Origin of the sequence: Nonlabens sp. Ci31, assembly GCF_012974865.1 — a bacterium.
Lineage (GTDB): Bacteria > Bacteroidota > Bacteroidia > Flavobacteriales > Flavobacteriaceae > Nonlabens.
The window spans coordinates 3,622,738-3,637,975 of sequence record NZ_CP043633.1; the positions used below are offsets into that span (position 1 = coordinate 3,622,738).

The window sequence follows — 15,238 nt, forward strand, 5'->3', positions numbered from 1 at the left end:
CATCTTTGCTACGGTAAAAAACTAAAAATTGTTTCACTTTATATTTGCTTACTTTTCTCACCTCATCAAGTCATTTCACTTGCATGGCATTCACTCGCCTTTTGTTTTCCAATTGGAAAAAAAGTGCCTTAGGGATGCCAGTCCTTATGCAGATTATTTAAAATTGTCTCGCTTTCGCGAAAGCTTACATAACAACAAAAGCAGCTTACACATAGAAGATCACGGTGCAGGAAGTAGGGTTTTTAAATCTAATGACAGAAAGGTAACCGACATTCTCCAGCACAATTGCAGTACAGAAAAAGACACGCAATTGCTTTACCGATGGTGTAGTTATTTTGAAGTAAATACAGTTCTGGAATTAGGCACCTCTTTAGGAATAGCGACTCATGCCATGGCAACCGCAAGACCGCATGCACAAATTACAACGGTAGAAGGAAGTCCTGAGGTTTATGAATTTGCAAAAAAAGCCCTTGAGAAAGAAGACCTGAAACAGGTGAACTTTGTGAATGCTACCTTTCAAGATTTCTTTAAAGAGCAAAAGACCCCTGCTCCTATTTACGACTTGATTTATATCGATGGACATCACAATGGCGACGCTACCTGTTTTTACTTCGAGAGCATTTTGCATCAGGTACATAATGATACCGTCGTGATCTTTGATGATATTTACTGGTCTGCCGACATGACTCGTGCGTGGAATCAAATTTGCCATCATCCTCAGGTGACGGCAAGCGTGGACTGTTTTGATTTTGGACTGATTTTCTTTAGAAAAGAACAGATGCAGGAGCAATTTTATGTGAAGTTGTAACTTTCCATAAAGCCAGATGAATGGATTGTCATGCTTAAAAATTGGCGTGAAGAATAGTTGCTTTTGAGAAAGCTATACCGCAAATTTGTTCCATATCCTTTATGTGGTTTCTATTTTCAAGAACATCTCGATGTATAGTTCTATAGCAATAACTATTAAATTATAAATGTTGTAACTAAATAACCATCGCTGCGTCATACCCGTAGAACTCTTTTAAATCAAAAATTCATATTTTAGTCGCATGAGTGAAAATGTTATCGAAGTACGCAATATTATTCGCGATTTTAAGCTAGGTCAAGAAATCGTTCACGTTCTTAAGGGAATCGATTTAGAAATCAAAAAAGGAGATTACATAGCATTTATGGGACCATCTGGTTCTGGTAAATCTACTTTGATGAATTTATTAGGCTGTCTGGACACCCCTACTGCTGGTAGTTACAAACTGAATGGTACTGATGTTTCTAGCCTGAGCGATGATCAACTGGCCGATATTAGAAATACAGAAATAGGTTTCGTCTTCCAGACTTTTAACCTCTTACCGAGAACCACAGCATTAGATAATGTCGCCTTACCTATGATTTATGCAGGAATGTCTAAAAAAGACCGAGTAGCTAGAGCCAAAGAAGTCCTTACTAGTGTAGGACTGGCCGACCGTATGGATCACCAACCCAGCCAACTTTCTGGTGGACAGCGCCAGCGGGTAGCCGTAGGAAGAGCATTAGTGAACAATCCATCTATTATTCTAGCCGATGAACCTACAGGAAATTTAGACTCCAAAACCGGTATAGAAATTATGGCTCTTTTTGATAAAATCCATGAAGACGGTAATACGGTTATATTAGTGACTCACGAAGAAGAAGTTGCAGAGCATGCGCATCGAATTATTAGACTGCGTGATGGTGTTATAGAAAGTGACATAAGAAATCAGCCATGGAAATCTTAAGCGAGCATAAAGACTGGATTTATATAGGGGCAGTTCTACTGGCGTTTGTGATCTTTTTGTTTTGGAACAAAGGCAAACAAGGCAGTATCAAGAACCGCAAACGAAGAAACTTTAAGCAACGTCTTAAGGAAAAACGAGAAGGAGGTGACTAGCAATACTAAAGAGCTGTTACTCCTTTTATAAAGGGCCATCTTAGTTTCAAATTATCTTAGGCTTTTTTACTCTCGCATTCTCTTATTGTACAGTAGCACATCTATCTTATTTAAATACCCTATTTTAATAATAGATTAGTGGGATGGAAATGAACTTCTTTCATCTTAAAATGGGAAATACTTTTATAGATAAAGGAACTGTATAAATGAATACGCCTGATAGTAGTGAATTCATCTACTAATTCAAAACCTCATTTAATTGCCTCAGCGCCTCAGCATTACCAGCTATATTATTATGTCCTTGAGCTGTTAACCTAAATAAAGGAAGATCAAACTCCGTACTCAATAGCTCTGAAGATTCTACAGGAATTAAACTATCATCTACCCCATGAAAAAGGTATACCGGCATCTTGCAGTTTTTTAAATAGACATTTGTTGCCAGGTCGTATCTTAATATGAATGTCGGAATCAATGAATAATTACGCCGCATCATATCGGTCATGCTATAATACGGGGCGTGTAAAACCAATTTATCAGGACTGTTATTAGAGGCAAGTTTTGCCGCAAGACCTGTACCTATAGAATAACCTAAAACCACTATTCTTTCTTCCGAATATACTTTTTTAAGATCGTTGTAAACATCTTGAATATCTTGAAAAAGCTCTTCTTGATCTGTAATCACTGAAGAACTCTTCCCATAACCAGGATAATCAATTAGAAATACATCGTAGCCCAAAGGCAAGAAATGCTGGGAAACATCCCCGGCTGTTCTTAAGCTACCACCATTTCCATGTAAATAAAAGATAACTCCTTTTGAATTCTCTTTTCTAAATAGCAGTGTATTAATAATATGACCAGAGCCGGTAACAATATTCCTTTCTTCAAAATCATGTTGAAAATCAAACTGATATCCTTCTTCTAATTTCTCAGGAAAGAAAAGCAGGTTTTCCTGATAAAAGTATATCAGGCCACAAATCGATAGGTAGCCTGCTATTGCTAGTATACAAAGTAGTTTTAAAAATCTCTTTAAAAATTTCATAAGTGCCTATTTAAGGAGATTTTAATTCGTTTTTATCTTCAAAATCTTATGTCTGTATGATACCAAGATTAAAATCCTTGGTAATAGGAGCGTGATTTGCCGCTTCTATTCCCATAGAAATCCATTTTCTTGTATCTCTAGGATCGATGATCGCATCGGTCCAGATTCTAGAAGCTGCGTAATAAGGAGAGACTTGTTTATCATAACGGTCTTTTGTTTTGGCAAACAATGCTTTCTCTTCTTCTTCCGTTAGTTTTTTACCCGCTTTTTCTAGGGATGCTTTTTCTATTTGCATCAATACTTTTGCCGCACTATTACCACTCATTACAGCAAGCTCTGCCGTAGGCCATGCAACTATTAATCGTGGATCATATGCTTTACCGCACATCGCATAATTTCCTGCCCCATAGCTATTCCCTATAATAACCGTAAACTTGGGAACGACTGAGTTAGAAACAGCATTTACCATCTTTGCTCCATCTTTGATAATACCGCCATGTTCTGATTTAGAACCCACCATAAAACCTGTAACATCTTGTAAAAAGACTAAAGGAATTTTCTTTTGATTACAATTAGCTATAAATCTCGTTGCTTTATCGGCACTATCGCTATAAATCACACCCCCAAATTGCATTTCGCCTTTCTTTGTTTTGACGATTTTTCTTTGATTAGCTACTATACCAACAGCCCAACCATCCATACGAGCATAACCCGTAATTAAGGTCTGTCCATAACCATCTTTATAAGCCTCAAAAGAACCTGCATCTACCATGCGATTAATGAGTTCCATCATGTCGTATTGTGCATTGCGCGCTCTAGGAAGCGCGCCAAATAAGCCTTCTGGATCTAGTTCGGGCTTCTTAGTATCTACTCTATTAAAACCAGCGGTATCACTAGCACCTATTTTATCAAAAATCTTTTTGATCTTATCAAGTGCGTCTTTATCGTCTTTTGCTTTGTAATCAGTTACCCCGCTGATCTCGCAATGCGTTGTGGCACCACCTAAGGTTTCATTATCAATTGTTTCTCCTATAGCTGCTTTGACTAAGTAAGAACCCGCTAAGAAAATACTTCCTGTCTTATCAACGATCAATGCTTCATCACTCATGATAGGGAGGTAAGCGCCACCGGCTACACAACTACCCATAACCGCAGCTATTTGAGTAATTCCCATACTACTCATTACCGCATTATTTCTAAAAATACGGCCGAAGTGTTCTTTATCTGGAAATATCTCATCCTGCAAAGGCAAATAAACTCCTGCACTATCTACAAGATAAATAATCGGCAGTCTGTTTTCTATAGAGATTTCTTGAGCGCGTAGGTTTTTCTTTCCTGTAATAGGAAACCAGGCACCCGCTTTTACGGTCGCATCATTTGCAACAACAATAACTTGTCTACCTTGAACATATCCTATTTTCACCACAACACCACCGCTCGGGCAACCACCGTGTTCTTCATACATTCCGTCACCTGCAAAAGCAGCAATTTCTATACAATCTTCAGGCTTATCAACGAGGTAATCAATGCGTTCACGGGCAGTCATTTTGCCTTTTTCATGTAGTTTCTCCACGCGTTTTTTTCCGCCTCCTAAGGCAACTTGCGCAAACTTTCTTCTCAGGTCAGAAAGCAGCATTTTATTGTGATCTTCGTTTTTATTGAAGTCTAAATCCATGTAATAAGTCTTTGTTCAAAAATAACGATTTTAGATGTTATAAGTATGTGAATATTTCCGCTTTCGCGAAAGCGGAATTGAAACCTGACTTATCTTTAAAGACCAATCTATTACCATGAAAAAAATACCTTGCCTCATTTTTATTCTATTCCTTGTAAGTTGCTCTGGATTATCTAAAATTTTTAATAACGGAACCCTAACCAACATTGATTATAAAGAAATCATACCTTTTAATTATGATTATAACTATGCGATTGTTGAAGTAGAGATTAATTCTATAAAATATAACTTTCTAGTGGATACCGGAGCGCCTACTGTTATTTCCAATGCTATTTATGAAGACTTAAAAATAGAAGCGATAGATTATATTGCTATTGAAGATTCTCAAGGACAAATTAATAGTCAAAAAGTAGTAGTCGTTCCAGAAATAAAAATAGGGAACCTGACGTATCATAACACAGGTGGTGTTGTAGCCGATTTGAGGAATGTTTTTGAGTTTGATTGCATGGGAATAGATGGTATCATAGGTTCTAATCAAATGGCAAAATCCTATTGGAAATTTGATTATCAAAATCGTGAAATTACCATAACCGACCAACTTGCTCATTATGACTTAACCACCTATACGGATACACTTTCATTTATAGTGTCTGCTAGTAAAACACCGTATTTGCGAGGTCATGTAAATGGATTAGAGACTCTATTTGTTTATGATACAGGTTTTGGCGGTCATATAGACATTGATAGAGAACTAGCCGAATTTAAAGAAGCAGATGGATTTACGAATTATGGCAATTCTGGTATAGGTCTTTATGGAGTTATAGATTCTACAACCATAAGAACTATAAAAACAGATAGTTTGAGAATAGGCTCTATTGAAATGGGCGCGCAAGTGGTGGATTTAGATTTTGGTAACCTGATAGGAAACAAATTCATGAATAAACACGACGTAGTTATGGACTGGACGTCTCAGAAAATCTACCTCAAAAAACTAAAAGAATTTGAAAAAACACAGCAAAACTCTTTTGGCTTTAAATTTAGAATTAAAGAGAATAAAGCGCTAGTAACTGGATTGATAGAAGAGTTTGCTATTGACCTACAGTTAGGTGATGTCCTCTTATCTATAAATGATTTTGAGTTTAAAAATATAACCGATAGCAATGCTTGTGAGAAATGGAATGCTATTAATTATAAAGATGTAGAAAATTTGAAGATTGTCTATTTACGAGATGGCATTGAATTGACAACTACTTTAAAAATACGAGAACTTATAAAATAACATCTGAGAAATTTTTATGTAACATATCCTGATTTTAAGACCTTTCCGTCCTAGCGGTTGTCGGAAACTTCTGTGCTGAATGGGGTGAAATCTTCTTCCCTTCGTGTGAAATCTTGACAAATCCTGTGCTGAAAGTTATTCCGTACTAAATAAGTCCTTTCATTTTATTTTTATACCTCTGCGTCTAGTAAATCAGTTGCAATATGATACCGTGGATCTTCAATACTAGTTTCAATAATCGTGTCAAATTCTGGATTGTGACGCATCAACAATTCTTTACATTCTGGGCTTAAATGCGTGAGTTTTATTTCTTTCCCTAGATCCAGATATTTATTTGCTACACCTCTTAGAGCCTCAATACCAGAATGATCTTGTACACGTGATTCTATAAAGTCTATTTCTATTTTATCAGGATCGTTTTTAGGGTCAAATTTCTTATTAAAATCAGTTACCGAACCAAAGAATAACGGTCCCCAAATCTCGTAGACTTTAGTTCCATCTTCTTTAATGCTTTTGCGAGCTCTAATGCGTTTGGCACTTTCCCAAGCAAATACTAATGCAGAAATAATAACTCCTACAAATACAGCTATAGCAAGATCAAAAACGACTGTCACTACAGATACAATCACTAAAACAACCGCGTCAGATTTAGGTATTTTACCCAAAATCCTAAAACTAGACCAGGCAAAGGTCTCAATAACCATCATAAACATCACTCCTATCAAAGCAGCGATAGGCACTTGCTCGATAAGTTTATCTGTAAACAATAGAAAGGTTAATAAGGTCACCGACATCATTACACCAGATAAACGACCTCGTCCACCAGCATTGATATTAATTACGGTCTGACCTATCATACCACACCCACCTGTACCACCAAAGAGTCCACTAATGATATTTCCTGCTCCTTGAGCGACACATTCTCGGTTACCGCTACCCCTAGTTTCTGTTAATTCATCTACTAGATTCATGGTCATTAAAGATTCAATAAGACCTACAGCAGCTGCAAGAAATGCATAGGGCAAAATAAATAAAAAGGTATCATAACCTATAGGTAAATTCTCCCAAAGCTCCATATTAGGCGTTGGAATCTCCCCTTTCAATCCAGTTCCACCACCTTCTATGATATAGGATCCTACCGTACTTGCATCCATACCGCCAAAAACAACTACCGTCGTTGTGACCAATATTGCCGTAAGTGCCGCTGGAATTTTTTTAGTCAATTTAGGTAATAACCATATAATCGCCATAGTTAAAGCAACCAGACCTATCATGATCCACAACTCTGTTCCCTGCATATAAGTGGAAATGTATTTATCCACACCATCTGCTCCTACTTCTAGTTTTTTATGCGTAAACATTTTTACTTGTGCGATAAAAATTACAATCGCCAAACCGTTTACAAATCCCATCATCACCGGATGCGGAATCAATCGAACAAATTTCCCGATTTTAAAAACACCTGCCAAAATCTGAATCAGTCCCATAAGAATCACAGCACCGAAGAGGTAATAAAAACCCATATTCTCCACTGGCGTTTCCATCAACATTCCTCTCTCATGACCTTTGATAATCAAATCCACAAAAATAACAGCCACTGCTCCAGCAGCTCCAGAAATCAATCCAGGTCTACCTCCGAAAAGTGCTGTAATCAAACCAATAATAAAGGCACCAGAAAGCGCTACTAATGGATCTATTCCCGCCACAAATGCAAAGGCAACCACCTCTGGAATCATCGCTAGAGAAACAGTAATTCCCGCTAGAATATCGTCCTTCGGATTTTTAGTGAAATTATTGAAGATCTTGCGCATAATGCCTGATTTTTAAGCGTGCAAAAGTACGGCTTTTTATAAGATATATGAGTGTTCCGCTTTCGCGAAAGCGGAATCAAAATCATAGCTCTCGAACAAATTTAATAGAAGTGGCATTTCTAACTTAGGAAAACAATATTTTTACCACATGTGTCGCAGTTCTTTCTTCTTATCAAATGGGTATGTATGTCTTAGCTTATGGGCAGTCCTATTTTCTAACATCGTATGCCTCGCACAAAAGGATTCCTTAACGGTAGACGTTAATGGGCTGTTAAAACCACATCTCGCGTCTACGCATCATTTTGGATTATTTTCTTCTCGCATGACGCAAAATTTTAAAGCGCGCGCGAGTACTAGCCCTCAACTGCATCTAGAAACTCAATCAGGAAATAATTTTCATGCTCCTGTACAGGCATTTCTTCCAGATGACCCAGAGTTACGAGCCCAATTTGCCGACCAAACCTGGTATTTTAGAGTCTTTGATTTTGTAGATCAAGAAACGACTCCTGCACAGATAATGGACATTGAAATCGATGCGGTTTACAAAATCTATCGCCCGGCACTCACCTTGCCTTTAAACGATCATAATGAGATAAGAATAGGCTTGAGAGCTTTTCAAACAGTAAAAGGTGATTTCTTTGACTCCCCTTTTACCAATGATGAATCTATTGAATGGTTTCACAGCAATATTGCTGGTGGTGAAGATCCTTTTGGTAGGAAATTTTATGGTGTGAATGAAGTGGCTGTGAATTACACAGACCGCAATGGCAAGAGGTTGAATATGCAAGCTGGAGATATCATTCTAGGAGGTCTCGAACTGGCACACACTTATTATCCTCAATTAGAAAAATGGAACGAGCGCCATCTTTTTTTTAACTTACAATCACAGATAGGCTGGAACACCAGTGCCTATAATAACTCACTGGACTTAGGGATAGGAATCAATACTATAAAAAAATACAACTTAAACACTAGAAGTAATCTTTGGTTCGGTTTGGGATATAGTGTGCTGTATAAAAATGCTATCGATGGAAGTGACAACCTCGATCTGGGAAACAACCGGTTTTTAGGTTCTGGAGAAGTCATGGCACAATGGACCCATCAAACCTCAAAAGGCCACCAAAACATCATCGGGCTGAATTATCAAAATCAAACCTCTTACTTTAAAAAGGAAGAAGCGAACTATTTTCACCTCAAAGGAAATTATGCAGCCATCAACCAAGGATGGCATTATGGCTACACCACGCTTATTGAAAATTTAAGCAGCTGGTCTATGTTATACACGCATGCACGACCTAAGATATCGTATACCATTTATGTCAAAGAGGACCTTAATGTCAATAATGCCCCAGATGTAGAGACAGGTATTTCTGTGCAAATTCCATTTTACTAAATAAGCACAGGTATACCAAAGGAATTAATTTTGTAAAAAAAAAAGCTTACCGGTTCCTAATTTATGCCGAATTCAATAAGCTTTTCAAATTTCTAATCTTGAGATAACGAAAGCATATCCTGATAATTTGCTAGGGCGACTTTATGTAATTAAACCTTAGTGTCTAGCATCAGTACTTGATCACAAACAACTTCTGTGGTGTATTGTTTCTCACCCTCTTTGTCTTCCCATTGTCTGGTGACTAGTTTTCCTTCTACTGCTATTTTATTTCCTTTCTTCACATATTCAGAAATAATGTTTGCCGTAGCATTAAAGGCTACAATACGATGCCATTGTGTGTCTGTTACTTTCTCACCTAACTTGTTGGTATAACGGTCTGAGGTGGCAAGTGAGAACTTCACTAGTTTCTTGTCGTCGTTTAAATTTACGATTTCTGGATCCTGTCCAAGGTGTCCGATTAACTGTACTCTGTTGCTTAGATTGCTCATAATAAATTAGTTTGTATGGGTTAAAAAATAAATTACTGCCATCGTTTGTTTTTGATGACGGTGCAAAGATGTGACAGTATTAAAGTTACAGTTGTATATTAACCGTTTGTTTACGTTTATTTTCGTTTGTATTTAATTGATAATAACAAATAGTCTACTAACAATAGAACTAACTATCATTAAAATATTTTTATTTAGTGTTGATTTTTATAGTTAGGTTTATAGGGAGTTATAAGTAATGCTTAAAATTCTGAAAACTAGTGAAAAAGACACTATTTGAAATTACCAAAATAGACTGTCCTTTAGAGGAGCATCTAATCCGAATGAAATTGGATGGAATTTCAAGTATTGCCAATTTGGACTTTGATATTCCGAATCGAAAATTGACTGTCTTTCACAACGGAGAAATTGAAAAAATCGAAAAGTCCGTTATCGAACTGAATTTAGGCGGAAAGAAAATCTCGACTGAACAAACCGACCAAACAGAATTTGAAGAACAGAAAGACCAAAAAAATTACTTTGGTCTGTCCTTATCATAAATTTTGCCTTTTTTATCATCGAAATGACAACAGGAATGATCTCAAAATCTATGGGACTTGTTGCCGATAGTTTAGATATGCTTGCAGACAGTTTTGTGTACGGAATTAGTTTGTTTGCTATAGGCGGAACCTTAATCAAGAAAAAACGGATTGCAAAACTTGCTGGATATTTTCAAATCACACTTTCGATTATCGGATTTATGGAAGTTATAAGGAGATTTTTTGGAGACGAAAAACTTCCAGATTTTTCGACCATGATTATTGTTTCTATTTTTGCACTTATTGCAAATGGGATTTGCCTGTACATTTTACCAAAGTCCAAAAGCAAAGAAGAGGCACATATGAAAGCGGGTATGATTTTTACCTCAAATGACGTCATTATTAATTTAGGAGTAATAATCGGTGGAATTTTAGTAAATTATTGGAGTTCCAATAAACCTGATTTGATTGTAGGGACAATCGTTTTTGTTTTGGTAATTCAAGGAGCGTTTCGGATACTTAAATTGAGCAAGTGAGCACAAAGCACTGCTTAAAACAATGTTTATAAAATATGGCAATTAAACCCTTAATCAAAAGTTATTGCGTGTTTGTGAAGACCTGTAGATTTTTAAATTTGGTTGGTGTATCACCCGGAAAGTTAGCGTCTATTTGCATGCTAGGTCTCCTATAAGGAGGCATTACCCTTAATACAAGAATCCAAGAATGCGAAGAAAATTATATGCAACAAATCAGATAAACCAAAAATTGACTATGAATTGGATGATATTAATTATAGCAGGACTCTTTGAGGTAGCTTTTGCTGCTTGTCTTGGAAAAGCAAAAGAAACTACAGGCACTGAAGCAAATTACTGGTACATTGGTTTTTTAGTATGTTTATCAATCAGTATGATATTACTTGTAAAGGCAACTCGCGAATTACCAATTGGGACTGCTTACGCTGTGTGGACAGGAATAGGTGCCGTTGGGACAGTGCTATTAGGAATTCTAATATTTAAAGAACCTACTACATTTTGGCGACTATTTTTTATTTCTACGTTAATAGCTTCGGTAGTAGGATTAAAAATAGTCTCCAATTAAAAAAATAGTATTAGAATAAACTAGATAAACCTTAGCATCAAAAAGGGCGCTGATCATTAGGCTCAGTTAAAGTAGTGTATCCAACGATTTATGTAAAAAAGGATGATGTTGTTAAAATAAAGGCTCTTACTTCGTGTAAGACTCCCAGCTACGTTCGAAAAAGAGATACTTCGTAATCGCCTAATTTGAATCAACCAGCCGCTTGGTGCATTTAGAAACAAGTGGCGTCAAAAAACTCAACTGACAAATAATAGGTTGGTATCATCATTTTGCAGAAAAAACAATAATGGATAAGGAGAAAATAGAACGACTGAAAAAGCAAAGACTGCTTCTGCAAAAAGAAGAACGATTAAAAACATTGCGAAAACGGATTTCGCTTCAACTGGATTATTTAGATCATCAGAAATATAATTACAAGATATATTATGAGAATCAACATTTAGATTGGATCGGTAAAAATATACCTTTACGCAAAAGAGACGGATACAATGGCTTATATCATTATCAAATAGATGTGGATGCTACAAATCCAAATGATCCATCTGAATATTGTGATTCAGATCATTTGTGTATAGCTAAAATAAGAGAGCAATTCCTAACCATACAAACCAAAGACAGCCTACTTACAGTTGTTGTGATGCTGGTGATCCTGAGATAGAAATTTCGGTTGAAGCATTAGTATCTCAACCTTTAACGTTCTTTTCTAATCCTGAAACATGGGTGCTTACAAAAGATAAAAGCTGGATTATTGAATACATCTGGAATCAAGAAGTGATTTATTTCATTCAAATTCAAAATATGAAACCCGTTTTAATTAAAAAAATCATAATCCAGCAGCAATAACAAACTGGCAAGACCAAAGGAGTCCATAAAACAAAACTATTATATCTTACAGAAAGGCTGGTGTACTTTTCTTTTGTGATGAACATAAGAGTCCATAGAAAACTTTAAACGCTATCCAATACCAGCTAAAAATATGGGGTGTAAATGATATTTATGAAAAGAACATTAATGTCATTCACCCCTTATACACTACTTTACAGGTTTTAAAAAAGTGCCCCTTATGTAAAAAACTCAAAAGAGTATCTCAGGGATTAACATTCATATTCTGATTTTAAGACAGTATTAATAAGGTTTCGGTATTAAACCTCTATTCTGTCAGAGAATATCAAAAACAATCATATTATGAGTACAACATTTTTAAATACCAAGACAAGAGGGATTACCAAGACTGTAGCTGAATTTTCCAAACAGGATGGTCAGAGCAATAAGGAGTTCCGTGAATTTATAAGTGAACAAGTTGTGGAACACAGGAAAGAGGGAATGGATGTATTCAAATCCCCGAGACCAGGAGATCTCCGAGAAATCGAATAACTTTCTATGCACTACATAAAGAGTAGTAAATAACAAAAAGTAAAAAGGCTATTTAGGCAATCTAAATAGCCTTTTTCTTTGAGGTATAATTAAAAAATGTAAAACATAAACCTAAACACAATTTGTAAACTTTAGGGCTAAACCGAATGGTTAATGTACTTTTATCAAGTTGTAAAATCTTGAGGATTTTACTTAAAAGAACAAAAGGCTTTGAATAGATGCCGATAAATAAGCAAAAGTGCCTCTTGCTTGCTCATCACTACTAGTTCTAGCAACTTCGTATAAACCATTACAAAAATGACAAAGCAAAATAGGATCATTACATTAATTGCTATCGCAGGAATGCTCAGTCTTGTCTCCTGCAGCAGCAAGTTATCACCCACTACAAAAAAAGCAACTACTTTAAATTCGGAATCGGCTCTTAAAAAACCCTATGTTATATTGATTTCCCTAGATGGTTTTCGTTGGGATTATGTAGATAAATATAGGCCTCCCAACTTGATCAATTTTATTTCCAAAGGTGTTGAAGCAAAATCATTAATACCCTCCTATCCTTCTAAGACCTTTCCGAATCACTATAGCATTGCAACGGGTATGTACCCAGATAAACATGGTATCATAGGCAATATTTTCTACAGCTATAAAAAAGAGGCTACTTATAACATTCGGAATCGAAAAATGGCCGAAGACGGCAGTTTTTACGGAGGTTCTCCCATATGGATAGAAGCAAATAAAGCATCGATGGTGACGGCCAGTTACTTCTTTGTGGGTACAGAAGCAAACATTCAAGGAATGACACCTACCTATTACTATAAATACGATGGTAGTATAAAAAATGAAGATCGTGTTGCTCAAGCCGTAAAATGGTTGAAGATGCCAGCTGAAAATAGACCCCATTTAATTACTATGTACTTTAGTGATATGGATGATGCAGGTCATAATTTTAGTCCGTCCAATGAGGAGAAGCTAAAAGACAAACTACTGGCTTTAGATAAAAACTTAGGCGATCTATTTAATGGTGTAATAGCAACAGGACTGCCTGTGAACATCATCATCGTTTCAGATCACGGCATGGCAAATCAACCTGTCAAGAACCTTATACCAATAGATGACATTCAAAACGACAGCTTGTTTTTAACCATTAATAACGGCTCCATTGTAAATATTCATCCAAAAAAAAATGTCGATACCAACTCTTTGTTTAAAGATTTAAAACAAAAAGAAAATCATTTTAAAATCTATAAAACTAAAGACACTCCTGGTTTTGAAAAAATACCAACTAATAAAGACTGGGGTTCCTTCCAACTAGTGCCTAATTCTGGCTATTATTTTTCGACTAAAAAAAGTATAGCAGCAAGAATTGAGAAAAACATAACAACTATAGGTGTACACGGCTTTGATACCAAATACAAAGATATGCATGGTATCTTCTATGCGAATGGTCCTGCTTTTAAAAATAATTACGAGATACCAGCAGTAAAAAATATTCATATATACCCGTTAATGTGTAGGATATTAGGACTGGACATTCCAAAAGATATTGACGGAGATTTAGACCAAATAAAAAGTGTTTTAAAAACTGATTAATGTTCTATAAAGTGAATGGTATCCTTTAGAAGCATCAAAGGTTTATAAAAATCGGGGCCAAACAATGGTGACCCTAAGCCCTATTTTAAGAAAATAAATGCGCCGGGATCGATTCAAAAGCTAGCATAAGCACTGCTTAAAAAATAAAAAAAGCTTAAGGATGCTGGCATCCTTAAGCTTAAAGTTATAAATATAATCCGTTATAAGTGTATAGGGATTATTTAGGGCAAGAACATTTACTTGCCTTTTAATTTCCTTCACTTAATGAAAAACTTCCGTCTCCATTAAATAAGGTTAGTGTGATGGTGATCGACCAATTCCCTGGTGTACCTGATGAGGTTACACCTGAAAAGGTATCAGGTTCAGATGCTCCACTTAAGGACCTGTTTAATACCATATTCCCAGTTGCATCAAATACCTGCATTTGAAATGTTCCCTCAGAAGTAGCTGTAATATCAGCATTATAATCTGCTGTATTTAGTGAATTTTGCCACATAAAGGTTCTGCTTGAACTCCCCCTAGTGCCGGTAAAGTCACCATTAATATCTCCAACGAAGTCATCGTCGCTGCCTATTAAAACCGAACCGTTTACACTAATTTCAGCCACCTGCGGGACATCATCGTCACTACAGCTAGCAAGATTCAAACATGTAACGGCGAAAGCCGCTATGAATAAATTCTTTAACATTTTGATTTGAAACATAATTTTAAATTTTTAAATTAGTAATTCTACTATTAAAACAACTCAAGACTTAAATATCCCATTCCACAAAATAAAATTTTACAAAAAATAAGGTAATCATATATAAAACAGCACTTTAATTTTATAATACCTGCTATTTAATTTTTAATATTGTCTAAAAGTGTGCCTATTGGAATGAATATACGTAGCCCTATTAGCATATTTTACTACCATAAATAAATTATTAAGGTCATTATCAGATATAAAAATTTGATATCATACAGATATAAAAAATAATTCGAAGTGTTTTTATCCCATTCCTATGCCAGAGGTAGCAGTGATCATAAAACAAATTATTAAATTGCTCTTATATTCACAGCGCGACCTAATA

The 15,238-nt window shown here is 35.9% G+C and carries 14 protein-coding genes and 1 pseudogene; 10 read left to right on the plus strand and 5 right to left on the minus strand.

The window, feature by feature from the left end:
- Positions 1 to 28: 28 nt before the first annotated feature.
- The 3 genes from F0365_RS15935 (at position 29) to F0365_RS15945 (ending at position 1,903) form a co-directional block, all read left to right on the plus strand.
- On the plus strand, positions 29 to 808 hold the full coding sequence (locus F0365_RS15935) for an O-methyltransferase (RefSeq protein WP_169934611.1): 780 nt from the start codon (positions 29 to 31) through the stop codon (positions 806 to 808).
- Between the two features lie 241 nt (positions 809 to 1,049).
- Positions 1,050 to 1,751 (plus strand): ABC transporter ATP-binding protein, encoded by a 702-nt coding sequence (locus F0365_RS15940; protein WP_169934612.1) that lies wholly within the window; start codon positions 1,050 to 1,052, stop codon positions 1,749 to 1,751.
- Positions 1,739 to 1,903 carry a hypothetical protein gene (locus F0365_RS15945; RefSeq protein WP_169934613.1) on the plus strand — a complete coding sequence of 55 codons (165 nt, stop codon included), beginning with the start codon at positions 1,739 to 1,741 and terminating at the stop codon, positions 1,901 to 1,903. Before F0365_RS15940 ends, F0365_RS15945 begins: the two co-directional genes overlap by 13 nt.
- A gap of 238 nt (positions 1,904 to 2,141) precedes the next feature.
- Here F0365_RS15945 and F0365_RS15950 read toward each other — a convergent pair whose 3' ends face one another.
- On the minus strand, positions 2,142 to 2,942 hold the full coding sequence (locus F0365_RS15950; RefSeq protein WP_169934614.1) for an alpha/beta hydrolase: 801 nt from the start codon (positions 2,940 to 2,942) through the stop codon (positions 2,142 to 2,144).
- A gap of 46 nt (positions 2,943 to 2,988) precedes the next feature.
- The gene (locus tag F0365_RS15955) at positions 2,989 to 4,617 is read right to left on the minus strand and encodes an acyl-CoA carboxylase subunit beta (protein WP_169934615.1); all 1,629 of its coding nucleotides are present in this window, start codon (positions 4,615 to 4,617) and stop codon (positions 2,989 to 2,991) included.
- 115 nt (positions 4,618 to 4,732) lie between these two features.
- Here F0365_RS15955 and F0365_RS15960 point away from each other — a divergent pair, with 115 nt between their 5' ends.
- Positions 4,733 to 5,896 (plus strand): retropepsin-like aspartic protease, encoded by a 1,164-nt coding sequence (locus F0365_RS15960; RefSeq protein ID WP_169934616.1) that lies wholly within the window; start codon positions 4,733 to 4,735, stop codon positions 5,894 to 5,896.
- A gap of 170 nt (positions 5,897 to 6,066) precedes the next feature.
- Here the strand turns inward: F0365_RS15960 and F0365_RS15965 are convergent, their stop codons facing one another.
- The gene (locus F0365_RS15965; RefSeq protein WP_169934617.1) at positions 6,067 to 7,707 is read right to left on the minus strand and encodes a SulP family inorganic anion transporter; all 1,641 of its coding nucleotides are present in this window, start codon (positions 7,705 to 7,707) and stop codon (positions 6,067 to 6,069) included.
- Positions 7,708 to 7,855: 148 nt separating this feature from the next.
- Here F0365_RS15965 and F0365_RS15970 point away from each other — a divergent pair, with 148 nt between their 5' ends.
- Complete coding sequence (locus F0365_RS15970; protein ID WP_169934618.1) at positions 7,856 to 9,100, plus strand: hypothetical protein; 1,245 nt, start codon at positions 7,856 to 7,858, stop codon at positions 9,098 to 9,100.
- 149 nt (positions 9,101 to 9,249) lie between these two features.
- Here the strand turns inward: F0365_RS15970 and F0365_RS15975 are convergent, their stop codons facing one another.
- Positions 9,250 to 9,588: a single-stranded DNA-binding protein gene (locus tag F0365_RS15975; RefSeq protein WP_169934619.1), complete on the minus strand. Its 339-nt coding sequence runs from the start codon at positions 9,586 to 9,588 to the stop codon at positions 9,250 to 9,252.
- 260 nt (positions 9,589 to 9,848) lie between these two features.
- On the opposite strand from F0365_RS15975, the pseudogene F0365_RS15980 reads away from it, so the two are divergent.
- From F0365_RS15980 to F0365_RS16000, 5 genes and pseudogenes are all read left to right on the plus strand, one after another.
- Positions 9,849 to 10,642: pseudogene (locus F0365_RS15980) on the plus strand (cation transporter).
- Positions 10,643 to 10,877: 235 nt separating this feature from the next.
- Positions 10,878 to 11,204, plus strand: coding sequence for a DMT family transporter (locus F0365_RS15985; protein WP_169934620.1), 327 nt, complete (start codon positions 10,878 to 10,880; stop codon positions 11,202 to 11,204).
- Positions 11,205 to 11,490: 286 nt separating this feature from the next.
- Positions 11,491 to 11,862, plus strand: coding sequence for a hypothetical protein (locus tag F0365_RS15990; RefSeq protein ID WP_169934621.1), 372 nt, complete (start codon positions 11,491 to 11,493; stop codon positions 11,860 to 11,862).
- Between the two features lie 527 nt (positions 11,863 to 12,389).
- The gene (locus F0365_RS15995; RefSeq protein ID WP_169934622.1) at positions 12,390 to 12,578 is read left to right on the plus strand and encodes a hypothetical protein; all 189 of its coding nucleotides are present in this window, start codon (positions 12,390 to 12,392) and stop codon (positions 12,576 to 12,578) included.
- Between the two features lie 297 nt (positions 12,579 to 12,875).
- A complete protein-coding gene (locus F0365_RS16000) occupies positions 12,876 to 14,165 on the plus strand; it encodes an ectonucleotide pyrophosphatase/phosphodiesterase (protein ID WP_169934623.1) in 1,290 nt (429 codons plus the stop codon).
- Positions 14,166 to 14,412: 247 nt separating this feature from the next.
- On the opposite strand, the gene F0365_RS16005 is transcribed toward F0365_RS16000, so the two are convergent.
- Positions 14,413 to 14,868, minus strand: coding sequence for a hypothetical protein (locus F0365_RS16005; protein ID WP_240961739.1), 456 nt, complete (start codon positions 14,866 to 14,868; stop codon positions 14,413 to 14,415).
- Between the last annotated feature and the right edge of the window lie 370 nt (positions 14,869 to 15,238).

What these genes read in the sequence shown, in the direction of transcription:
- F0365_RS15995 (WP_169934622.1), top strand. Translation starts at nt 12,390, where the DNA reads ATGAGTACAACATTTTTAAATACCAAGACAAGAGGGATTACCAAGACT.
- F0365_RS15945 (WP_169934613.1), top strand. Translation starts at nt 1,739, where the DNA reads ATGGAAATCTTAAGCGAGCATAAAGACTGGATTTATATAGGGGCAGTT.
- F0365_RS15975 (WP_169934619.1), bottom strand. Translation starts at nt 9,588, where the DNA reads ATGAGCAATCTAAGCAACAGAGTACAGTTAATCGGACACCTTGGACAG.
- F0365_RS15990 (WP_169934621.1), top strand. Translation starts at nt 11,491, where the DNA reads ATGGATAAGGAGAAAATAGAACGACTGAAAAAGCAAAGACTGCTTCTG.
- F0365_RS15955 (WP_169934615.1), bottom strand. Translation starts at nt 4,617, where the DNA reads ATGGATTTAGACTTCAATAAAAACGAAGATCACAATAAAATGCTGCTT.
- F0365_RS16000 (WP_169934623.1), top strand. Translation starts at nt 12,876, where the DNA reads ATGACAAAGCAAAATAGGATCATTACATTAATTGCTATCGCAGGAATG.
- F0365_RS15940 (WP_169934612.1), top strand. Translation starts at nt 1,050, where the DNA reads ATGAGTGAAAATGTTATCGAAGTACGCAATATTATTCGCGATTTTAAG.
- F0365_RS15985 (WP_169934620.1), top strand. Translation starts at nt 10,878, where the DNA reads ATGAATTGGATGATATTAATTATAGCAGGACTCTTTGAGGTAGCTTTT.
- F0365_RS15970 (WP_169934618.1), top strand. Translation starts at nt 7,856, where the DNA reads ATGTGTCGCAGTTCTTTCTTCTTATCAAATGGGTATGTATGTCTTAGC.
- F0365_RS16005 (WP_240961739.1), bottom strand. Translation starts at nt 14,868, where the DNA reads ATGTTTCAAATCAAAATGTTAAAGAATTTATTCATAGCGGCTTTCGCC.
- F0365_RS15950 (WP_169934614.1), bottom strand. Translation starts at nt 2,942, where the DNA reads ATGAAATTTTTAAAGAGATTTTTAAAACTACTTTGTATACTAGCAATA.
- F0365_RS15960 (WP_169934616.1), top strand. Translation starts at nt 4,733, where the DNA reads ATGAAAAAAATACCTTGCCTCATTTTTATTCTATTCCTTGTAAGTTGC.
- F0365_RS15965 (WP_169934617.1), bottom strand. Translation starts at nt 7,707, where the DNA reads ATGCGCAAGATCTTCAATAATTTCACTAAAAATCCGAAGGACGATATT.